Origin of the sequence: Albimonas pacifica (assembly GCF_900113695.1) — a bacterium.
Classification (GTDB): Bacteria; Pseudomonadota; Alphaproteobacteria; order Rhodobacterales; family Rhodobacteraceae; genus Albimonas; species Albimonas pacifica.
In genome coordinates this window covers 222508-243799 of sequence record NZ_FOQH01000005.1, presented here as the reverse complement: position 1 = coordinate 243799, position 21292 = coordinate 222508, and the positions used below count along the sequence as shown (strand labels likewise).

Below are 21292 nucleotides of genomic sequence, written 5' to 3'. Positions count from 1 at the left end.
ACGAATGGCCGTTCAGATTCTGATGCCCGCGCTCTCCCCCACCATGGAGGAGGGCACGCTGTCGAAATGGAACGTCAAGGAGGGGGACAAGGTCTCCTCCGGCGACATCCTCGCGGAGATCGAGACCGACAAGGCCACGATGGAGTTCGAGGCCGTCGATGAAGGCGTGATCGGGAAGATCCTGATCGAGGAAGGCACGGAGGGCGTGAAGGTGAACACGCCCATCGCGGTGCTGCTGGAGGAGGGCGAGGACGCCTCCGCCGCCGACGCGGCCGCCGAGCCGAAGGCCGAAGCCGACGACGGCGAGGCCGAGAGCGCGCAGGACGCCGCCAAGGGCAAGTCCGACGCGGTCGCCGCCGCCAGGGAGATGCCGCACGGGACCGTCCCCGCCTCGGCCAAGCCCGGCGCGCCGATGGCCGAGCTGGAGCTCGACTGGCCCGAGGACGCCAAGATGAAGAAGCAGACCGTGCGCGAAGCGCTGCGGGATGCGATGGCCGAGGAGATGCGCCGCGACGGCGACGTCTTCGTGATGGGCGAGGAGGTGGCCGAGTACCAGGGCGCCTACAAGATCACCCAGGGCCTGCTGGACGAGTTCGGCGGCAAGCGGGTGATCGACACGCCGATCACCGAGCACGGCTTCGCCGGTCTCGGCGTCGGCGCGGCCTTCGCCGGGTTGAAGCCCATCGTCGAGTTCATGACCTTCAACTTCGCCATGCAGGCGATCGACCAGATCATCAACTCGGCGGCGAAGACGCTTTACATGTCCGGCGGGCAGATGGGCTGCCCGATCGTGTTCCGCGGACCCAACGGCGCCGCGGCGCGCGTCGGCGCGCAGCACTCCCAGGACTACGCCGCCTGGTATGCGCAGATCCCCGGCCTGAAGGTCGTGCAGCCCTACTCGGCCGCCGACGCCAAGGGCCTGCTGAAAAGCGCGATCCGCGACCCCAACCCGGTGGTGTTCCTGGAGAACGAGATCCTCTACGGGCGGTCCTTCGACGTGCCCGACGTCGAGGATTTGACGATCCCGCTGGGCAAGGCCCGGATCTGGCGCCAGGGGACGGACGTGACCCTGGTCAGCTTCGGCATCGGCATGACCTATGCGCTGGAAGCCGCCGAGGCGCTCGCCGCCGAGGGGATCGAGGCCGAGGTCATCGACCTGCGCTGCCTGCGTCCGATGGACACCGACACGGTGGTGAAGTCGGTGATGAAGACCAACCGCTGCGTGACGATCGAAGAGGGCTGGCCGGTGGCCTCCATCGGCAACCACCTCTCGGCGACGCTGATGACGAAGGCGTTCGACTATCTCGACGCGCCGGTCCTGAACTGCACCGGCAAGGACGTGCCGATGCCCTACGCCGCCAATCTCGAGCGCCATGCGCTGGTCACGACCGCCGAGGTGGTCGAGGCCGCCAAGGCCGTCTGCTATCGCTGAGGGGGGAGGGAGATGTCCATCCAGATCCTGATGCCCGCGCTTTCCCCCACGATGGAGGAAGGCACGCTGGCCAAGTGGGCGGTCAAGGAGGGGGACAAGGTCTCCTCCGGCGACATCCTGGCCGAGATCGAGACCGACAAGGCCACGATGGAGTTCGAGGCCGTCGACGATGGCGTGATCGGCAAGCTGCTGGTCGCCGAAGGGACCGAGGGGGTGAAGGTGAACACCCCCATCGCCGTCCTGCTCGAGGAAGGCGAGGACGCCTCGGCCGCCGACGAGGCCGCTTCGGCCAAGCCCGAGGCGAAGCCTGCGCCGGCCGAGAGCGACGCCGAGAAACCCTCGGCCGGCCCCGCCGCGCCTGAGCCCAAGACCGCCGAGACCCCTGCCCCGCCCGCGCCCGAGACTGCGGACGGCGAGCGGGTCTTCGCCTCGCCGCTCGCGCGGCGGATCGCGAAGGAGAAGGGGCTGGACCTCGCAAAGGTCAAGGGCTCCGGACCCAAGGGCCGGATCGTGAAGGCCGACGTCGAGAGCGCCAGGCCAGAGGCGGCTGCACCCGCCGCGAAGTCCGAGGAGAAGGCCGCCCCCGCGCCGGTCGCGAAGGCCGAGCCGGCCAGCGCGGATGCGGTCAAGAAGCTCTACACGGACGTGGAGTTCGAGGAGGTGAAGCTCGACGGGATGCGCCGCACCATCGCCGCGCGCCTCAGCGAGGCGAAGTCGACGATCCCGCATTTCTACCTGCGGCGCGACATCGAGCTGGACGCGCTGATGGCCTTCCGGGCGGAGCTGAACGGGGCGCTGGAAAAGCGCGGCGTGAAGCTCTCGGTCAACGACTTCGTCATCAAGGCCTGCGCGGCGGCCCTGATCCAGGTGCCCGACTGCAACGCCGTCTGGGCCGGCGACCGGATCCTTAAGTTCTCGCGCGCGGACGTCGCCGTGGCGGTCGCCATCGAGGGCGGCCTGATCACGCCGGTGCTGCGCTCGGCCGACACCAAGTCGCTCTCGGCCCTGTCGGGGGAGATGAAGACGCTGGCCGGCAAGGCCCGCGACCGCAAGCTTCAGCCCCAGGAATACCAGGGCGGGAGCTTCGCGATCTCCAACCTCGGCATGTACGGGATCGAGAACTTCGACGCGGTGATCAACCCGCCGCATGGTTCGATCCTCGCGGTCGGCGCCGGCCTGAAGAAGCCGATCGTGGGCGCGGACGGGGAGATCAAGGTGGCCACGGTGATGTCCGTGACCCTCTCGGTCGACCACCGGGTGATCGACGGCGCGCTGGGCGCCCAGTTCCTCGAGGCTGTGAAAAACAACCTCGAGAACCCGATGGCCCTGCTGGCCTGACGCCAGCTCCGGAAACGAAAAAAAGGGCGCGGAGGCATCAGCCTCCGCGCCCTTCTTCATTCCGCCCGCCGAAGCGGCGGAGATCTCACATCAGCTGATCCATGCTCAGCGAGGGCTGGTCGCAGCCCGCATCGCCCACGACCTTTGCCGGCACCCCGGCGACGGTCTTGCAGGGCGGCACGTCCTTCAGCACCACCGAGCCCGCCGCGATCCGGCTGCAATGCCCGATCTGGATGTTGCCGAGAATCTTCGCGCCCGCCCCGATCAGCACGCCATGGCCGACTTTGGGATGACGATCGCCATCCTCCTTGCCGGTGCCGCCCAGCGTCACGCCGTGCAGAAGCGAGCAGTTGTCGCCCAGCACCGCCGTCTCGCCGATCACCACGGAATGCCCGTGATCGATCATGATCCCGCGGCCCACCCGGGCATTGGGATGGATGTCGATGGCGAAGACCTCGGAGGCGCGCATCTGGATGAACAGCGCCAGGTCCTGACGCCCGTTCATCCACAGCCAGTGCGCGACCCGGTAGCTCTGGATCGCCAGGTAGCCCTTGAAGAACAGCAGCGGCTGGACGTAGCGGTGGCAGGCGGGGTCGCGCTCGTAGACCGCGACCACGTCCGCACGAGCGGCGGCGCCGATCGACTTGTCCTGCCGGATCACGTCGCGCGCGACGTCCTGCAGGATCAGTGCGGACAGGTCCGGCGCGGCCAGCTTCTGGGCGATGCGGTAGCTCAGCGCATCCTCGAAGCTGTCGTGGTGGAGCACGGTCGCATGGACGAGACTGCCGATCAGCGGCTCGTCCTCGACCATCTCCCTGGCCTCGTCGCAAATGCGGGACCAGACCGGGTCCAGCTTCGCGGGGGCGTCTTCCTTCGGGGCCACGGACATGGCGGTCCTCCCTCGGGGCCGCGCGCGGAGTGCGCGCCTTTCCGAGAGATCGTTGCCCGATCCGGCGTTTCAAGCCAAGGCGTCATGACCAATTGTGAAGAGATCGGTCACCGAAGCGTCGCCCCGGGATCACGCCGCCGGCGGCGCGAAGGTCAGCCGGTGGATGTTGAACTTCACCCGCCCCCCAGTGAAGGAGCCGCCCTGCGGGGTCAGCCGCAGCCCGATGTTCGTCGAGTAGGCCAGCGGCGCCCCCACCACGGCCACGATCCCGGCCCCCGCCCCGGTCGCATGCCCGGAGCCGTAGCGCGTATCCGCCTCGGTCACCCCAAGCGACCAGCCCGAGACCCCGGTGATCGCCTGCTGAACCCGGGCCGTGATCCCCAGCACCAGCGAGCCGGCGGGGATCTGCCCGGTCGTGACCTGCGCGCCGCCCGCCGTCAGCTGGTGCTCGAACTCCACCACCGTGATCGCGCCCGAGGGCGCCGCGGGCAGCGTCAGGCTCGACCACACGCCGGCGGCGTATATCACCTCGGCGCCCTCGTCCTCGACGAAGGCCCGCCATCCGACCAGCGGCACGACGAAGTCCCAGCCCCCGTTCACGGCGATCGCGACCTGCGAGGCTCGCCCCGCCCAAGCGTCGGTCGAGCCCACGGGGATGATGTAGCGGTCGCCCTCAGTCGGCGTGCTCGGCGGCGTCGCCAGCGTCCGGCTGCGCGCCGCCAGCATCACCAGCTGGTCGAGGCGGATCAGCGCCTCGTTGACGGTGATGTGCTTGGACGCCTGGCCGGCGGCCAGCAGCGGCAGGTCGAGGTTGGCGGTCTCAGCCATCGAACGTCACCTTCCCATAGTGGCCGGCGCCCACGGCGGCCGACATCTGCGCGATCTCGAAGGTCGCGGCCCCCGGCACTCCGTCGGCCGCCTGCATCGCGGTCGTGTAGATGAACTCCGGCGCGCTCACCTGCGTCTGGCGCACCACCGTCCCCGAGGTCGCCCGCACCCGCACCCGGTAGGCCTCGATTTCCTCGAACAGCGGCGTATCGCCCGCCGGCCAGTTGTCGGCGTCGAGCCGTCCGCGCCGGATCCACGACACCGCCACCTCGCCGCCCGGTCGCCGCTCCGCCTCGATATGGACCGGAGCGAAGGGCTTCAGCGCCGAGCCTCCCCAGGTCCAGGTTGCATGGGCGAAGCTGCCCGAGCCGAGGTCGTCCGTCGCCGGGCCGATGCGGTAGTGCCGCTCGAGGTCGAGGTTCTCGAGCCCCAGGTCGAAGCCGATCAGCCGACGGTTCAGCATCACCAGCACCGCACCTGCCGGCGTCGGCGCACCGATCACCGTCTCGGTCCCCGCGACGCCGCGCAGGAAGCCCGAGAGCTCGTAGATCCCCGGCGCCACCAGCGTCGCGTCCCGGAACTGAAGCACCTCCCAGCCGCCGAGCGGGGAGCTCAGCGCCGCCAGGTTCGCGCCGTTCAGAACCGCCAGCCGATCCGCGCTCGACAGCGTTCCCGAGAGCATCTGCACCTGCACCTTCACGCCCCGCGTCCACAGCCACGGCTGCGCGCCCGGCAGCGGCGCAAGCAGTTTCGCCACCGTAGAGGGCCGCGTCGTGGCCCCCTCCGGCACGTAGTCGTCATCCCGGTCGGAGCCGTAGAGCGCCACCGTCCCCGGCCAGGGCGTCGACCAGACCGCGGCGAAGCCGTTGTCGGCGTCTCCCCCGAACAGCGCCCAGGGCACGTCCATCAGGCGATAGCCCGGCACCCCCGCCCCGGGGCGAACGTCCAGCGGCGCCTCGGGATCGTCGCCGAAGGGCCGCGCGCCGAGCTGGTAGATCGAGGCCTCGACCCGCGTGGCCTCCACCATCCGGGTCAGGCCCTCCGAGATGCGATCGACGCGATACTCCGGGTCGCCCTCGGGCCCCAGGCGCACCACGTCCCCCGGCTCGAGGCTCAACGCCGTGCCCGGCAGGGCGAAGCTCACCGTCTCCCTTGCCACCGCGCTCTCGCGCGCCCACCGGTCGGCGATCTCGATCGCGCGCCCGCGGCTCATGGCGATCGGCAGCTCGGAGCCCTCGACGCCGACCGCCGCGCCGTCGGGGTTGATCACCTCCGCCGCGCCGGCCTGATAGGAGGCCTCGGTGCGCAGGTAGCCCACCCGCACCTCCTTCAGCGCCGCATTGTAGGGCGCGCGCACCCGCTCGATGTCCCGCGCAGGGCCCGCGCCGTCCTCGACCACCGTCTCCGGGTCGATCTCGGACGCCGCCTGCATGCCGCGCATCACGAAGCGCAGCGTGCCGCCGCTCTCGTAGGCGTCGAATCCGTAGGCGATCATCAGCGCCTGCAGCGCCGCGCGCGGCGACTGCGTGGCCTGCTGGACGTAGCCGTCCATAAGCGCATGGAGGCCGGTGACGTCGATGTCCGTCAGCCCCGCCTCCGCGCAGATCTCCGCCACCACCCGGTCGAGCGAGGCCGAGGCCACGCGCCCGTTCAGCCAGTGCCCGTATTCGTAGTTGGCGCCGTCCGACCACAGGTCCGGACGGGTGGGAAACGCGGGCCAGGGCCGCGCGTCCCAGGTCCAGACATGGACGTTGGACAGGTCCAGCATCCGGGCCCCGTATCGGGTCGAATAGGGGTTGTTCGCCGCCTTCCCCCAATGCAGCTGCATCGCCTGGATCATGCGGCGCTGGATCAGGTCGTCCCGCATCCCCGAGGAGAAATGCGGCAGCGCGTTCTCCGAGCTCTTCGGGTCCACGAAGACGTTCGGCTGGTTCGTCGCCTTGTCGACCGCGCCGCAGCCGATCTCGGTCAGCCAGATCGGCTTCGACTTCGGCCGCCAGTTCGTCCGGTCAGACTGGCGAACGCCGTCGACCCGGTCGAAGTGCATGTTCGACCACCAGTTGCGGATGTCCTTCGCCCGCCACACCCAGGGCTCGCCGTACCAGTCCTCGATCGGCGTGCGCACCTGCGCCCGCCGGTCCGCGTCGGAGGCGTAGTACCAGTCGTAGGTCTCCCCCGCCTCGAAGCGCGAGGCGAGATAGTCCAGGTCGTAGATCGTCGGCGAGATCTCGGCGTCCAGGTGATCGAACCCGTCGCGCCAGTCGGTCAGCGGCGCGTAGTAGTCGATCCCCACGAAGTCGATCCCGGGATCGCTCCACAGCGGATCGAGGTGGAAGATCCGGTCCCCGCTCCCGTCCGCGGGATCGTGGCCGAAATACTCCGACCAATCCGCAGCATAGCCGATTTTGGTCCCGCTCCCCAACACCGCGCGCACATCGCCGGTCAGCGCCTTCATCCGCTCCACCGCCGGATAGACGGTCTTCTCCGAGCGGATCTGCGTCAGGCTGCGCATTTCCGAGCCGACGCAGAACGCATCGACGCCCCCCGCCAGCGCGCACAGATGCGCATAGTGCAGGATGAACCGCCGGTAGCGATGCGGGCTGGCCCCCGAGAACAACACCGTGTCGCCAGAGGGCGTGAAGTCCCCAGGCTGCGCGTCGCCGAAGAAGTCGTCGACCTCGTCCGCCGCCGCCGCCGTCTGGTCAGGCGAGCCAGGCCGCCCGGCGGCCGGCATCTGCGTGATGCGCCCGCGCCAGGGGAAGGCCGCCTGCTCGCTCCCGCCCCAGGGATCCGGCTTGCCGTTGCCCGGCGCCACGTCCATCAGGATGAAGGGATAGAACAGCACCCGCAGCCCGCGGCTCTTCAGCTCGCGAATGTATCGCACCACCGATCCATCCGAGGGCGTGCCCCCGTAGATCGGCCGCCCCTCGCCGTCGCGCCCCACCAGGTAGGCGTCGCCGCGCGCCTCGCCCCCCACGGTCCAGACGTGGGGCGCGGTGACCTTGTCGGCATATTCCACGCCCGGCCGGATCTGGCATTCGGCGCAGCGCAGGTCGTCGCCGAACCAGCTGACCACCAGCGAGACGCTCTCCAGCTCCGGCAGCTCCTCCAGCAGCTGGTCCAGCGCCACCACCGCGTCGGTGCGGTCCGACCAGGCGTTGAGGTTCAGGAACTTCTCCTGCCCCTCGCCCAGGATCTCGCGCACCGGCTCCGTCTCCAGCACGAACTCGCCGGAGCCGGGGATCATCGTCACGCCCTTGACGATCTTGTGGATGCGCAGCTCGCCCTCTTCGCCGACCTCGACGCTGGCGGGCGACTTGGGACGGCGGAACACCTCGACGCTGATCTGGGGAACGCGGTTTCCGAACTGGCCGACGGGCACGTCCTCGAAAACCATGTAGGCGAGGCCCCGGAAGGCGGGCGTGTTCTCCTCGCCCTCCACCGCTTCGATGGCAGGGTCCCGCCCCTGCCCCTCGGTGCCGCGATGCAGGCGCCAATTCAGCGAATCCGCGTTGATCTGGCGGCCGTCCGCCCAGATCCGGCCGATCCGGGTGATCGGCCCCTCGCACAGCGCCACCGCGAAGCTGATGGTGTAGGAGTATTCCGAGACGGTCGTGCCCCCGCCCCCGCCCTTGCCGCCGTGCTCCTCGCGGTTCACGTGCTCCTTGAAGCGGGTCGACCAGATCACCTGCCCCGCCACGCGCATCCGGCCATAGACGCGCGCGATCGGCGCGCCCTCGTTGGCCGCCTGCACCCGCAGGGTCGAGGCGCGGCCCCGCTCCACCGCGCGGCCGCCCCCGCCCAGGATCTTCTGGTCGATCAGCCCGCCGACGACCGCGCCCGCAGCCTGCCCCAGCGCCATCGCGCTGACGCCGGCGATGCCGCCCCCGACGGCGCCGCCGACGGCGGCGCCTGCGGCGGCAAGAACCAAAGTCGCCATGGATCACTCCGGAAAGCTGAAGGCCGCCGCGATGCGCCGCCGCCAGGAAGGTCCGAGGGACGAGCCCACCACTCCACGCCCCGAATAGGCGTGGATCATCCGGGGCTCGTCCCCCCCGGTCTCGACCAGGATGCCCAGGTGCTTCGCGGGCCCCTGGGCACGCATGCGGAACAGCAGCACGTCGCCGGGCCCGGCCTCCGCCGTCGGAAGCTCGACCAGCAGGCGGCGGCACGCGTCGAACAGGCGCTCTTCCCGGCTCGCCTCCATCCAGTCGGGCGAATAGGGCGGCGGGGTCTCGGGCTCGCTCCCCAGCACTTCGCGCCAGACGCCGCGCACCAGGCCCAGGCAGTCCGCCCCCGCGCCCTTGGCGCTCGCCTGATGCCGATAGGGCGTGCCGAGCCAGTCCCGCGCCGCGGCCACGATCACCGCCCGCCGCCCCTCAGTCATGGAACAGCGAGCCGCCGTCGTGCAGCTCGTCCGAGCGCGGATAGGCCGTCGACCAGTCCTCGCCCGGCATCAGCGGAAAGCCTCGGAAATTCAGGAAGTTCGCGAACTTCGCCTTGCAGGTCGAGGCGGTCTTGTCGCAGCCCGCCACCAGCCGGAAGCCGTCCCCCGCCTGGATCGGCGACGCGGGCGTGTTCCACAGGTCCACCACCATCTGCCCCGCCTGCAGATAGAACCGACGCACTGAGACGACCTGCCCGTCGTTCGCGCCCGAGGTCCACTCGACCTTGCCGTAATCGAACCAGCCCGCCGGACTTTCCGCCGCGTTCCCGGCGACCGCGAAGCGCCGCGCATCCTGCACGGCCAGCACCTCGCCGCTCCTGCGGAAGGCGCCGTCCAGCTCCACCCCGCAGCGCGCGTCGCCCACCTCCGCGTCGCACGAGCGCTGGAACACCCGACCCAGCGGCCTGTTCAGCACCTCCGAGCGGCCCAGGATCTCCAGCTCAAATGCCAGGTCCCCGCGCCGGATCTCGCCGACCACGCCCACCGACAGCTTCTCGCGGCTGCCGACGTCGGTGAAGTCCACCACCCAGCGCGTCACCTCGGCCCCGTCATAGAGCCCCAGCAGGATGTCCTTCTCCCGGATCGCGTCCGAGCGCAGCGCGCCCATCGTCTCCTGGTTGTCGACCGCCAGCCCCAGCGAGCTTTCGACCTGCGTGCCCTCGAACCCGGTCTCCGGCTCGAACTCCACGCCGCCGAAACTCAGCGGCTGGTCGTGGTCGGTGAAGCCCAGCTCGACGCCGTCGCGCCGCTTCACCACCCAGCACCGGCACAGCGTCGTCGTCTCGCCCTCGAGCGCCAGCTCGAGATCCCGATCCAGCTCGCGCATCAGACCCGCACCTCCACCACCGGGATCGAGGGGATCTCGCCCGCCTGAAGGGCTGTCAGGCTCCACACGATCCGGTCCGTGTCGAAGCGCACCGGCACGTCGAACTCGAACCCCGCGGTGATCGCCTGCCCCGCCGCCGGCGGCACGATGAAGCTGATCTCGCCGGTCGAATCCGCCACCACGAAATCCGCCGCCGCCACCTGCTCGACCCCGTCCACCGCGACCCGAGTAGTCCCGGTCACCGGCTTGGCGATGGTCCGCACATAGGGGTTCACCGCCGCCTCGTAGCTCTTGGTGAGCTGGAACAGGTAGGTCGAGCCGTCGCCCGTCCCGATCCGCTGATCGCCCGAGGACACTTCCTCGGACGGCGCGCAGGACTTGTAGTCCAGCCAGTCCTTCCAACGGAACGCATGCAGCTGCCCGCGGCGCGCCTCGAAAAAGGCCACCACCTCCTGCAGGTCGTCGAGGCTCGAGACGCCGATGCCGGCGTCATAGCTGCGGCGCGACTCCGCCCAGTTGGTGTTGCGCTTCTCGAAGCCGTTGGCGAGCGTCACGATCTCCGTGCGCCGCATCGGACCGCCGGTCGAGCCGACCGAGAGCGTGTCGGGGAACCTCACCTCGTGAAAGGCCATCTCCGCCTCCTGTCTGCGCGCCCTGCCCTTGAGGGCGGCGTCACCCGTTGCGCACGCCCAGCTGCACCGCCCGCGCCACCTGCGCGGCCACCTGGCTGCGGGACTTGCTGAAGCCCGCGACGTCGGGGGTCGAGACGTTCACCGTCACGCTCACCGAGCGCCCGCCGCCGCCGCCCGCGGCGACGCCCAGCCGCCCGTCGGGTCCGCGCTGCAGAGGCAGGATCGCCTCCGGCCCCGCCTCGCCCATCAGCCCCGCGCCGCCGCGCATCCCGAACAGCGTCGGCCCCTCGACCACCCCGCCCCCCGCGAACGCCCGCAGACGCCCGCCCGAGAACGCGCCCCCCGCCGCGAACGGCGAGATCCCCCCCAGCAGCCCCGAGATCCCCGAGGTCAGCGCCGAGCTCAGCGCCCCGTGCACCGGCCGGATCGCCGCATCGAAGGTCCGCCCCGCCAGGTCCGAACCCAACCGGCGCATCACGTCCGACGCGCCAGACCCCCCGGTGATCATCCGGTCGAAGGCCGAGCGCAGAGAGCCCGAGATCGCCCCCGCCAGCCCCTGCGCCTCGCGCGAGGTCTCGCGCATCTCGCCGCGCAGGCGGGCCATTTCCTCGGCCACGCCCTGGGCGAGGCCCTGGGCCTCCTCCCCCGCCGCGCCGAACTCGCGCAGTGCGCCCGAGAGATCGCCGTCCAGGTTCTCGGTCATCCGTCCGCCTCCCGCGTCACGTCAGGGAACCGCGCCCGCAGCGCCTCCAGCTCCGCGCGCCCCATCGGCGCGGCCCCCTCGCCCACGTAGGGCTCGGAGGCCGCCAGGAACTCGCGCGGGGTCATCTCCCAGAAGTCCCGCGGCGTCATCCGCAGGACCCCCAGGCCAAAGCGCATCATCGCCGGCCAGTCCATCGCTCAGCCGTCCTCGCTCAGGGGGGCGAAAGTGGCGGCCAGCAGGCGCGCCGCCGCCCGCGCCGCTCCACCAGCGCCCCCCTCGAAACTCATCGACGCGACCTGCTCGTCCGAGGCCGCAAGGCCCCCGCCCCGCAGCCCCGCGCCCAGCAGCGCCACCAGGTCCGAGGCGCCGAACTCGCCGCCCTCGAACCGCGCGATCAGGCCCGGCAGGCCCGTCGCGCCCAGCCGCGTCTCCAGCTCCGCCAGCGCGCCCAGCGTCAGCCGCATCGCGCGCCGTTCGCCCTCGACGACGACCTCCGCCTCTCCGCGCGCCGCGTTGACCATCTCAGGCCGCCGCGAAGCTCACGGCGCCCGCCGAGGCCAGCGAGATCTCGTAGACCGCCTCCCCGTCGTGCTGGCCCGAATACTCCAGCGCGGTGATCTGGAAGCTCCCCTCCAGCGTGCCGAAGTCCGGCACCACCACCTGGAACTCCGGCGCCGTGCCGTCGAAGAACGCCTGGCGCAGCGTCGCGTCGGTGTCCGCGTCCAGGAACACCCCCGAACCGGAGATCGAGGCCGACCGCAGCCCCGCCCCCGCCAGCAGCTGCCGCCAGCGCCCGGCCGAGCCGATATGCGTGACGTCGACCGTCTGCGCATTGAAGGCGATGCGCGTGGCGCGCAGCCCCGCCACCGTCGTATAGCCGCTTCCGGTGTCCACCTTCAGCAGCAGGTCCTTACCGCTCTGAGCCGCCATTTCCCGCGCCCTCTCTTAGGTTTATGCCTCGATCCTGAAGCGAAAGCGCAGCTCGATGGCGCGCCCGCCCGTCCGCTCGCGGCGCGCCCGGGCGCCCCGGAAATCCGCCGTGGCGATCCGGCCCAGCGACAGCGCCGGAAGCGGCCCGAGAACCGCCGCGCTCACCGCCTCCGCCGCGACCTTCGCCGCCGCGAAGCCTTCGTCCGAGCCATGAACCGTGATCTCGAAGTCATGGATCGCCCCGGACAATCCCTGCGCCGACCAGTCCGAAACCCGCTCGTCCCCGAGCGTCACGAACACCCCCGCAGCGGCATCCGCGGCATCCGCATGTGGCGCCGCGTCATAGATCCGGCCGCCCACCAGCGTCGCCAGCGCGGCCGAGCCGGTCAGCGCCGCATAGACCGCCTCCTGCAAGGCGAAGGACGCGCGATAGGTCATTGAACCGCCTCCTCTTCCGCCCAGCATGCGAGGAAGCGTCCACGGGGGTCCGCCTCTGCCACCCCGGTGATCCGGAACACCCGCCCGCCCTCGCGGAACCGCTGGTCCGCCCGCGGGCGCAGGTCCGAGCCGATCGGCGCCGACCGCACCAGGATCCGCCAGCGCACCCGGGACCGCTCGCGCCCCCGCTCCTCGCCCTCGGAGGCGGAGCGCGCCTCGAGCGAGGCCCAGAAGCTCGCCACTTTCGACCAGGTCCGCTGCCATCCGCCCGCCCCATCGGGGCTGCGGATCTCCTCCTCCAGCGCCAGCTTGCGGTTCAGCAGCGGCGCGAAGGGCTGGTGCGGCCTCACAGACGGATCTCCCTGTGACGGGCGACCAGCGCCTCGACCCCATAGGGCGCCTCCCGCGCCGGATCGGCCGAGACCTGGCGCTGCTCATAGTACTGAGCCGCCAGCAACATCACCGCCTGCCGCAGGTCGACCGGAACCTTGTTCCAGCTGGTCCCGTAGCCCGCGGTCAGCTCGATCTCGATCCGCCCGCCGGTCGGCACGCCCGGCAGCGCCCGCCCCCGCGCGCCGTCGATCCGCGGCCGATGCGCCGCGGGAACCAGGGCGTAGGTCGAGGGATCGGCGGTCGACCAGCCCCCGTCGGCGTCCAGCAGCGTCACCGCGTTGATCCACGACACCGGCGCCACCGGGATCGGCTCGGCGAACCCGTCCCGCCAGCGCGTCACCGTCCAGGTGAATTTTCGCGCGATCAACGCCTTGCCGGTCATTCCTTCCACGACCGCCCCGGCCGCCCGGGCGTAGAGGTCAAGCGCCCCGCGCTCCTCCTCCTCCATCCCCTCCGGCAGCCGAAGGTGAGCCGCCAGTTCGGCCAGCGGGATCGGCGCCCAGGGGGCCGGCTCCAGTTCGCTCAGCATTCTCGGATCCTCCTCAGCCGGCCGTCACGCGCACCAGCACGCTGCGGCTCAACACCCGCGCCTCGCTGGTCCGCACCCGGTTCGCGACGTGGTAGAGATGCCCGGGCCGACCGCCCGTCAGCACCGCCGTCGCCGTGGCGCCGGCCTGGGTCGAGCTCGCGACCGCCAGCGCCAGCGCGTCCATCTCGTCCGGCACGACGGTCCAGCCCAGGTCCTCGGTCACGGTCTCGCCCGGGGCGAGATCGGAATAGAGCACGGCGAAGGGCCGCTCCTCGGCCGGCGCCTTGGTCACGTATTCGGTCATGATCCCGCCCTCGCCGCGCTCACACGCCGTCTCAGGCGCAGCCGCGACCAATCAGATTTCATTGGAGAAGAGACGCCTTCGCGCAGGCCCGGTCACGTGGGGAAGCAGGTCGCGGACGTATCACGCGAAGGCGTCCGGCCAGCCCCGAAGGGCGCAGCCCCCGCGGCCCGGGTCAGGAAACCGGGCCGCGGATCGTCAGCCTCAGGAAGCCGAGAACTTCAGCAGCTTGATCGCCGAGAAGTCGGTCACGTCGCCGCCCACGCGCTTGGTGGCGTAGAACAGCACGTGGGGCTTGGCCGAGAACGGATCGCGCAGCACCCGCAGGTCGGGACGCTCGGCGATCGTGTAGCCGGCCGCGAAGTCGCCGAAGGCGATCGACCGGCTGTCCGCGGCGATGTCCGGCATGTCCTCGCAGATCAGCACCGGGTAGCCCATCAGGCGCGCCGGCTCGCCGGCCGCGAGACCGTCCGACCACAGGAAGCGGCCGTCCGCGTCCTTCATCTTGCGCACCGCGCCGGCGGTCTTCGAGTTCATCACGAAGCTCGCCTTGGCGCGGTAGCGGGCGCCCAGCGCGTAGACCAGGTCGACGATCGCGTCGGCCGGGTTCAGGGCGTTGAAGTCGCCCGCCTGCCCGGTCACCACATGCTCGAGCTGCCCCCAGACGCCGGTCCCCTCCGCCACCGAGGCGTAGTCGAGGATCCCGGTCGGCTGGTCGCCGCCGTCGCCGATGATGAAGGCCGAGCTCTCGGCGCGGGCGAACTTGTCTGCGATCCGGTCGGCCAGCCAGCCCTCGATGTCGAAGGCGCTGTCGTCCAGAAGCCGCTGCGAGGCCTTCGGCAGCGCCGAGAGCTCATGCAGCGGGATCGAGACGCGCTCGATGGTGGGCGTCGAGCTCTCGGCGACCGAGCCGGCCTCGGTGGACCAGCCGTGGCCGAAGTCCTCGTGGTCGACCAGCACGTCGAAGGCGTTCGACTCCACCTGCACCACGTTGGCGATCGAGCGGATCGAGCCCGCGCCGGTCAGCACCCCCTGGATGCGCGCCGCGGTCTGCGGATCGACCAGGTAGCCGCCCTCGGCGTTGACCGAGGTCGACAGCCCCTTGCGCTCGACCTGCACGCCGCGCAGGGCGTCGTCGTCGCCGGTGCGCAGGTAGGCCGCCAGCGCCTTGCGGTGGGGCGCCTCCGCATCCGACGCCCGGCTCAGGGCAGGCCGCGAGGAGACCGAGGCCGCCTTGCGGTCGATCTGCTCCAGACGGTCGTCCTGGGCGCGCATCCGCGCCTTCACTTCATCCTGGAAGGCGCCGAATTCCTTGAGAAATCCCGCAACCGCCGACTTGGCCTCGAGGCCGTGGCCCATGTCCTTCATCCTGGATATTCCTTCATCCATAGATCGTCAGGTTCGCCGCGATGCGCCGCTTCAGCGGCCCCGCGCCTCGCTCAGCGCCTCGGCCAGGGCGGCCTCGAACGCATCCTCGTCGCCGTCGGCCACGGCCGCCGACGCGCGCGCTTCGGGCAGCATCGGGAAGGTCACCAACGAGACCTCCCACAGATCCACCTCCAGCAACGAGCGGCCGCCCTGGGGCGTCCGTCCCGCCTTCACCGCGCGGTAGCCGATGGACAGGCCGTCCACCGCCCCCGCGCGCAGCAGCGCCAGCGCTTCCGCGCCGCGCCGCACCTCGGTCATCAGCCGGCCCGAGACGCGCAGCCCCCGGCCGTCCTCGCGCACCAGGTCCCAGACGCCGATCGGCTCGCCCGGATCGTGCTGCCACAACAGCTTCACCGAGCGTCCCGCCTCCCGCATCCGCCGGAGGCTCGCCTCGAAAGCGCCCTCCTCGACCACGTCGCCGGAGGCGTCCGCGATCCCGAACAGCGAGGCGTAGCCCTCGATCCGCCCGTCGTCGGCCACCGTCGCCACCTGGTCGAAGGCGACGAATTTCGTCTCCAACCCAGGCAGTTGCCGGGCGGAGTTCGATCCGTAGGTCATCTCGGACCCCCCTCAGGGATGAAACCGGCCGTCCATCACGACCGAGACCAGCTGCCCCAGCATCGCCGTGGCCACGCCGAACACCGCGACCCAAAGCCGTTTCTCAAGCCGATCAACGGTCTCGTCGATCTTCTTCAGAGACAGCTCCAGCGCCGCCCAGCGTTCGTCCAGCACCCGCTCCAGCGCTTCGATGCGCGCGTGGGCGCTGTCGAACGGCTCGTAGAGGTATCGGGACCCCGAGCCCTGGGACCGCAGAGAGCTCCGGTTCATCGCGCGCCGCCCGGGGGAAGCCCCAGCATCGCGCGCTTCTCGTCCTCGCTGAGGAAATCGGCCTCGGTCACCCGCCGCCACAGCGCCTCGCGCTCCGGCGCCAGCGCCGGCAGGGCGTCGAGATCGGGCTTCAGCACGATCGGCTCCCCGGCCTGCGCCGACAGCCAGGCCGCGAACCCCGCCGCCACCTTGCTCACCAGCGGCAGCACCGTCTGGCGATAGAAGGCGCGGTTGGCCTCCTGGTAGTTCGCATAGGTCGCGTCGCCCGGGATCCCCAGCAGCATCGGCGGCACGCCGAAGGCGATGGCGATGTCGCGCGCCGCCGCCGTCTTGGTCTGCAGGAACTCCATGTCCGAGGGGCTGAACCCCATCGGCTTCCAGTCGAGCCCGCCCTCCAGCAGCATCGGCCGCCCGGCGTTGCGCGCGCCCTGGTGGTTCTCCTCCAGCTCCTCGACCAGGCGGCGATACTGGCTCTCGGTCATCGTGCCGCCGTCGGCCGCCCGGTAGACGATGGCGCCCGAGGGCCGGGCCGCGTTGTCCAGCAGCGCCTTCGACCACCCTCCGGCCGAATTATGGATGTCCACCGAGGCCATCGCGGCCTCCATCGGCGCCATCCCGTAGTGATCGTCCAGCGGATGGAAGGTCTTCAGATGCAGGATCGGCTGCGCCTCGGGCGACATGTCGAACCGCACCTTCTTGGCGCCGACCGCATACTCGTAGGCCTCCGGCCAGCCGTCCGCCCCGGGGATCACCCGCATCCGGTCCGGACGCAGCGCGTAAAGCTCCGCCGGCAGGCCCGAGGCCAGCGTCCCCGCCGCCTCCACGAACGCATCGCCCGACAGCAGCAGGTGGCCATAGACGCTCTCGAGGAACGCCGCGCGGACCTGGCCGGGGTTGGGCCGCTCCAGCAGATGGGCGGCGGGGTGGACGTCCAGCCGGCGCACCCCGTCCGAGAGGATCATCGGCACCGCCGCCGCCGCCTCGGCCACCATCCGCACGCAGCGGAAGCCGATCACGTTCCGCCCGAAGCCGTTGCGCGCCAGGCTCACCGAATCCCGCGGCGACCACGCCGCCCGCCCCGTCGTGGCCCAGGCCACCGCCGCGCCCACGGCCGAGGCCTTGGCCTCGGTCGGCGCCGCCTGGCGCGCAGGCGAGGTTTCGGCCGCGCTTCGCAACCAATTGAAAGCCATCGGCCTTCTCCCTTGCTTGTCAGCTGACGCCCCGCCCGGGCGCTTCAGATCCGCCGCACCCGCGGGCGCGCATCCTCGCCCTTGCGCAGCTCGGTCACCGCCCAGACCAGGGCGTCGACGCGGTCGGGGCTGCCCTCGCGCGGGTCGCGCTTCGGGCCGAAGGCGCACATCTGGTCCTCGAGCTGCGGGAAGCTCCCGACATGCCGGACCAGGCCGCGCTCGTAGGCCATCGCCGCGGGCTCGGCCCGCGCCAGTTTCCCGCGCGACGCGCTCACCCCCGTGTAGGCGATCTCCGGGTCCAGCTGGCGGATCAGGGCCTCGACCATCTCGCCGCCCTGGTTCACCTCGGCCACCACCCGGTCGGCCTGCCATTCGTGGTAGGCGTCGACCGCCCTTCGGGCCCAGGCCAGCGGAGCCGCCCCCTGCACCGTCAGGTCGGCCAGCACCCAGACCACGCCCTCGGCGCAGATCCCCGCCACGACCATGCCGCAGCTGTCCGCCGAGGCCCCCGAGGTCGCGGCGGGGTCCACCGCCACCACGATCCGCGCCAGCGGCGGCGCCTTCGCGGCCCGCCCGGCATCCAGAGCGGCGCGCGACCACAGCGCGCCCTCCACGTCGTCCAGCAGCTCTCCGCCCAGCTCCTGCCGGGCGAAGCCGGTCTGGCCGAACTGCCGCTCCATCGCGGCGAGGAATTCCGGCGCTAGGTTCGCCGCGTTCGCCTCGGTCGGCGCGCGGGTCACCACGGTGTCGCCCGCCTCCAGCAGCCGCTTGAGCAGCGGCGTGCGGCGGGGCGTCGTCGTCACCAGCGCCTGCGGCGCCTCCCCCAGCCGCAACCCCAGTCCGAGGTTGTCCCAGGTCGCCGCCCCGCGCCGCCACTTGGCCAGCTCGTCGCACCAGGCGGCGTCGAACTGGGGGCCGCGCAGCGCCTCCGGCTGGCTGGCCGAGAAGGCCTGCGCCTCCGCCCCGTTGGGCCAGCGCAGCAGGCGGCGGGTCGCCACCCACTCAGGCCGTCGATCGGGGGGCGAGCAGGCCCTGATGCCCGAGGGCCCCTCGATCATCACCTCGCGGACCTGGTCGAAGGTTTCGCCGACGAGGGCCAGGCGCGATCTCGCCCCTGCCGCCAACGGCGTCCCCCCCTCGACCAGGGACCGCACCCATTCGGCCCCGGCGCGGGTCTTGCCCGCGCCGCGGCCCCCCAGGATCACCCAGGTCCGCCAGCCCCCCGGCGGCGGCGACTGGTGCCCCGCCAGGCGCCAGACCTCGAAGGTCCAGCGCATCGCCGCCGCCGCCCCGTCGCTCAGCCCCTCGACGAAGCGTCGCCGCTCAGTCTCGTCCAGAGAGGCGAGCCAGCTCGCCCAGGATCTCCCGTCTGGCGGCGTCGAGGTCCACGTCCCCGTCGCCGCGTCGTCCCCGCTTTTCGATGTCTGCGACAAGCTTGTCCTCGCATCTGCACAGGGTGGCGATGGCGGACTGGAGGCGCGTGATCTCCTCCGCCATCTTCTTCGCCCGGGCCCCGTCCTCGACCTCCTCCGAGATCCCGGCCTCCTCCATCGCCAGGGCGAACTGGTCGATCCGCCTCAGCAGCAGGCCGTGAAGCCGCAGAAAGGTCCGGTGCGCGGTCTGGAGATCGCCCAGGGGGTCGGGCGCATGGTCATCGCGGTTCATCGGGTCTCCCTCGTCGACCCTGATCCGCCCGCAACGAAAAGGGCTCCGCGACCGATCGGTCGGGAGCCCTTTTCGCCTGCTTGTCCCAGCGTGCTCTCTTTCTACCTGAGAGCGCCCGCGATGTCAATCGCTAAATTCCAGGTTGCGCGCCGTCCGCTCGGGTCAGTCCGATCCGTTCCGCTGCCGCTCGATCTGCCGCCATCGCGCAACGTTGCGGTTGTGCTCCGCCAGGGTCCGCCCGAATGCGTGCCCGCCAGTTCCGTCGGCGACGAAATACAGGAAATCCGTCTCCTCCGGGTTCACCGCCGCTTCGATCGAGGCGCGCCCCGGGTTGGCGATCGGCGTCTCCGGCAGGCCGGGGATGACGTAGGTGTTCCACGGCGTCGGCGCGTCCAGCTCGCTGCGCCGAAGGCCCCGGCCCAGGGGCGCCTTGCCCTCGGTCACGCCATAGATCACCGCCGGGTCGGTCTGCAGCTTCATCCGCCGCTTCAGCCGGTTCTCGAAGACCGAGGCCACCGCCCCGCGCTCCTCCGGGATCCCGGTCTCCTTCTCGATCAGCGAGGCGAGGATCAGCGCCTCCGCCTTGTTCGAGATCGGAAGGTCCTCGGCCCGGTTCGCCCAGGCCTCGTCCAGGATCCGGGCCTGCGCCGCCTGCATCCTGCCGATCAGCCCCTGGCGCGTGTCGCCGCGGTTCACCTGGTAGGTCTCGGGGGCCAGCGTGCCCTCGGCCGGCATCTCGGCGATCTCGCCGGTCAGCACGTCCATCGCCTCGATCTGCTGGACCACCTGCCACACGGTCGAGCCCTCGACCACGGTGATCCGGTAGGTCACCCGCTCGCAGGTGGACTGGTCGACCACGCACTGCATGGCGTCGTGCATCGAGATGCCCGCCGGCATCAGGAACTCGCCCGCCTGGATGCGCGAGCCGAGCTTCTCGTAGCGCGCGCCCAGCCGGAAGATGCGCGCGTCGGAGATGACGCCCGCCTCTTCCAGGATCTCGGATGTCCGGGTCAGGTTGGCGCCCGAGGGCACCATCACCTGGACCGGCGCCTGCGCGGGGCCCTCGCCGGTCCACTGGTTCACGCCCCAGCCGATGACCCCCGCGAGGATCACTCCCAGAACGATGAAGATCGTCAGCGCATTCGCCGCGACGTGGCGCATGCCGCGATCAGTCCATCTGCCCGAGGATCAGCGAGGCGTTGGTGCCGCCGAACCCGAACGAATTCGAGAGCGCCACCCTGATCTCGCGCTTGCGCGCGACGCCGGGGGCGAGGTCGATCGCCGTCTCCACCGAAGGGTTCTCGAGGTTCAGCGTCGGCGGCGCGACCTGGTCGCGGATCGCGAGCGCGCAGAAGATCGCCTCGACCGCGCCGGCCGCGCCCAGCAGGTGGCCGATCGCCGACTTGGTCGAGCTCATCGTCACCTTCGAGGCGTGCTCGCCCAGCAGCCGCGTCACCGCGCCCAGCTCGATCTCGTCGCCCAGCGGCGTCGAGGTGCCGTGCGCGTTGACGTAGTCGATATCGGCCGCCGTCAGCCCCGCATTCTCCAGCGCCGCGGACATGGAGCGGAAGCCCCCGTCCCCGTCCGGCGACGGCGAGGTGATGTGATAGGCGTCGCCCGACAGGCCGTAGCCCAGCACCTCGGCGTAGATCTTCGCGCCGCGGGCCTTGGCGTGCTCGTATTCCTCGAGCACGACGATCCCCGCGCCCTCGCCCATGACGAAGCCGTCGCGGTCCTTGTCATAGGGACGCGAGGCCTTCTCGGGCGTGTCGTTGAAGCCGGTGGAGAGCGCCTTGCAGGCGCAGAAGCCCGCGACCCCGATCTCGCAGACCGGGCTCTCGGAGCCGCCGGCGATCATCACGTCGGCGTCGCCGTAGCGGATCAGCCGGGCCGCGTCGCCGATGGCGTGCGCGCCCGTCGAACAGGCCGTCACCACCGCGTGGTTGGGACCCTTGAAGCCGTATTTGATCGACACCTGGCCGGAGCACAGGTTGATCAGCGCGCCCGGAATGAAGAAGGGCGAGATCCGGCGCGGACCCTTTTCCTTCAACGTGATGGCGGCCTCGGCGATGCTCTCGACGCCGCCGATGCCCGAGCCGATCAGGACGCCGGTGCGCTTCCGCTCGGCCTCGTCCTCGGGCATCCAGTCGGCGTCCCGCACGGCCTGTTCGGCGGCGGTCATCGCGTAGGTGATGAAGCGGTCGACCTTGCGACGGTCCTTCGCGGGCACCCAGTCGTCGGGATTCCACGTGCCGTCGGTGCCGTCGCCCAGCGGAATTTCGCAGGCGACCTGGGCCGGCAGATGGCTGGCATCGAAATACTTGATCTTTCCGGCGCCGGATTTCCCCGCGACCAGACGCGACCAGGTCTCCTCGACGCCGCAGCCAAGCGGCGTCAGCAAGCCCAAGCCGGTGACGACGACCCGCCTCACGCGCTGCTCCATCCGTAAATTCTTGAGTTTCCGGGCGCGACCCTAGCCGCGCCCCGGCGCCTTT

24 protein-coding genes are annotated in these 21292 nt (G+C 71.1%); 2 read left to right on the top strand and 22 right to left on the bottom strand.

The window, feature by feature from the left end:
• Positions 1-4: 4 nt before the first annotated feature.
• Together BM064_RS12255 and BM064_RS12250 are read left to right on the top strand one after the other, a co-directional pair.
• On the top strand, positions 5-1432 hold the full coding sequence (locus BM064_RS12255) for a pyruvate dehydrogenase complex E1 component subunit beta (protein WP_092860068.1): 1428 nt from the start codon (positions 5-7) through the stop codon (positions 1430-1432).
• Positions 1433-1444: 12 nt separating this feature from the next.
• Positions 1445-2770: a pyruvate dehydrogenase complex dihydrolipoamide acetyltransferase gene (locus BM064_RS12250; RefSeq protein WP_092860067.1), complete on the top strand. Its 1326-nt coding sequence runs from the start codon at positions 1445-1447 to the stop codon at positions 2768-2770.
• Positions 2771-2855: 85 nt separating this feature from the next.
• Here the strand turns inward: BM064_RS12250 and cysE are convergent, their stop codons facing one another.
• From cysE to fabF, 22 genes are all read right to left on the bottom strand, one after another.
• A complete protein-coding gene (gene cysE / locus BM064_RS12245) occupies positions 2856-3659 on the bottom strand; it encodes a serine O-acetyltransferase (protein WP_092860066.1) in 804 nt (267 codons plus the stop codon).
• 129 nt (positions 3660-3788) lie between these two features.
• Entirely contained in the window at positions 3789-4487 is a 699-nt protein-coding gene (locus BM064_RS12240; protein ID WP_092860065.1) for a DUF2793 domain-containing protein, read from the bottom strand.
• The gene (locus BM064_RS12235) at positions 4480-8427 is read right to left on the bottom strand and encodes a baseplate multidomain protein megatron (protein WP_092860064.1); all 3948 of its coding nucleotides are present in this window, start codon (positions 8425-8427) and stop codon (positions 4480-4482) included. The genes BM064_RS12240 and BM064_RS12235 overlap by 8 nt, the downstream gene beginning before the upstream one ends.
• 3 nt (positions 8428-8430) lie before the next feature.
• Positions 8431-8874, bottom strand: coding sequence for an NlpC/P60 family protein (locus BM064_RS12230; RefSeq protein WP_092860063.1), 444 nt, complete (start codon positions 8872-8874; stop codon positions 8431-8433).
• A complete protein-coding gene (locus BM064_RS12225) occupies positions 8867-9760 on the bottom strand; it encodes a DUF2163 domain-containing protein (protein ID WP_092860062.1) in 894 nt (297 codons plus the stop codon). The genes BM064_RS12230 and BM064_RS12225 overlap by 8 nt, the downstream gene beginning before the upstream one ends.
• Positions 9760-10392: a DUF2460 domain-containing protein gene (locus BM064_RS12220; RefSeq protein WP_092860061.1), complete on the bottom strand. Its 633-nt coding sequence runs from the start codon at positions 10390-10392 to the stop codon at positions 9760-9762. The genes BM064_RS12225 and BM064_RS12220 overlap by 1 nt, the downstream gene beginning before the upstream one ends.
• 40 nt (positions 10393-10432) lie before the next feature.
• Positions 10433-11095 (bottom strand): phage tail tape measure protein, encoded by a 663-nt coding sequence (locus tag BM064_RS12215; RefSeq protein ID WP_092860060.1) that lies wholly within the window; start codon positions 11093-11095, stop codon positions 10433-10435.
• On the bottom strand, positions 11092-11289 hold the full coding sequence (locus BM064_RS12210; protein ID WP_092860059.1) for a rcc01693 family protein: 198 nt from the start codon (positions 11287-11289) through the stop codon (positions 11092-11094). The genes BM064_RS12215 and BM064_RS12210 overlap by 4 nt, the downstream gene beginning before the upstream one ends.
• Positions 11290-11292: 3 nt before the next feature.
• Complete coding sequence (locus BM064_RS12205; RefSeq protein WP_092860058.1) at positions 11293-11616, bottom strand: GTA-gp10 family protein; 324 nt, start codon at positions 11614-11616, stop codon at positions 11293-11295.
• A 1-nt stretch (position 11617) separates the two neighbouring features.
• Complete coding sequence (locus BM064_RS12200; RefSeq protein WP_092860057.1) at positions 11618-12025, bottom strand: phage major tail protein, TP901-1 family; 408 nt, start codon at positions 12023-12025, stop codon at positions 11618-11620.
• A gap of 21 nt (positions 12026-12046) precedes the next feature.
• Positions 12047-12463: a DUF3168 domain-containing protein gene (locus tag BM064_RS12195; protein ID WP_092860056.1), complete on the bottom strand. Its 417-nt coding sequence runs from the start codon at positions 12461-12463 to the stop codon at positions 12047-12049.
• Positions 12460-12813, bottom strand: coding sequence for a head-tail adaptor protein (locus BM064_RS12190; RefSeq protein ID WP_245779136.1), 354 nt, complete (start codon positions 12811-12813; stop codon positions 12460-12462). Before BM064_RS12190 ends, BM064_RS12195 begins: the two co-directional genes overlap by 4 nt.
• Positions 12810-13385, bottom strand: a complete 576-nt coding sequence (locus BM064_RS12185) for a head-tail connector protein (RefSeq protein WP_092860055.1) — start codon at positions 13383-13385, stop codon at positions 12810-12812. The genes BM064_RS12190 and BM064_RS12185 overlap by 4 nt, the downstream gene beginning before the upstream one ends.
• Positions 13386-13398: 13 nt before the next feature.
• Positions 13399-13689, bottom strand: coding sequence for a phage fiber-tail adaptor protein (locus BM064_RS12180; RefSeq protein WP_092860054.1), 291 nt, complete (start codon positions 13687-13689; stop codon positions 13399-13401).
• A gap of 201 nt (positions 13690-13890) precedes the next feature.
• Positions 13891-15054, bottom strand: coding sequence for a phage major capsid protein (locus BM064_RS12175; protein ID WP_245779135.1), 1164 nt, complete (start codon positions 15052-15054; stop codon positions 13891-13893).
• 51 nt (positions 15055-15105) lie between these two features.
• A complete protein-coding gene (locus tag BM064_RS12170) occupies positions 15106-15672 on the bottom strand; it encodes an HK97 family phage prohead protease (protein ID WP_092860052.1) in 567 nt (188 codons plus the stop codon).
• Between the two features lie 12 nt (positions 15673-15684).
• Positions 15685-15942 carry a GTA head formation protein, RCAP_rcc01685 family gene (locus BM064_RS12165; protein ID WP_092860051.1) on the bottom strand — a complete coding sequence of 86 codons (258 nt, stop codon included), beginning with the start codon at positions 15940-15942 and terminating at the stop codon, positions 15685-15687.
• Entirely contained in the window at positions 15939-17132 is a 1194-nt protein-coding gene (locus BM064_RS12160) for a phage portal protein (RefSeq protein ID WP_092860050.1), read from the bottom strand. The genes BM064_RS12165 and BM064_RS12160 overlap by 4 nt, the downstream gene beginning before the upstream one ends.
• A gap of 44 nt (positions 17133-17176) precedes the next feature.
• A complete protein-coding gene (locus tag BM064_RS12155; RefSeq protein ID WP_092860049.1) occupies positions 17177-18409 on the bottom strand; it encodes a DNA-packaging protein in 1233 nt (410 codons plus the stop codon).
• A gap of 46 nt (positions 18410-18455) precedes the next feature.
• Positions 18456-18797: a hypothetical protein gene (locus BM064_RS12150; protein ID WP_092860048.1), complete on the bottom strand. Its 342-nt coding sequence runs from the start codon at positions 18795-18797 to the stop codon at positions 18456-18458.
• A 162-nt stretch (positions 18798-18959) separates the two neighbouring features.
• Positions 18960-19958: an endolytic transglycosylase MltG gene (gene mltG, locus BM064_RS12145; protein WP_092860047.1), complete on the bottom strand. Its 999-nt coding sequence runs from the start codon at positions 19956-19958 to the stop codon at positions 18960-18962.
• A 7-nt stretch (positions 19959-19965) separates the two neighbouring features.
• Entirely contained in the window at positions 19966-21228 is a 1263-nt protein-coding gene (gene fabF, locus BM064_RS12140; RefSeq protein WP_092860345.1) for a beta-ketoacyl-ACP synthase II, read from the bottom strand.
• Positions 21229-21292 lie beyond the last annotated feature (64 nt).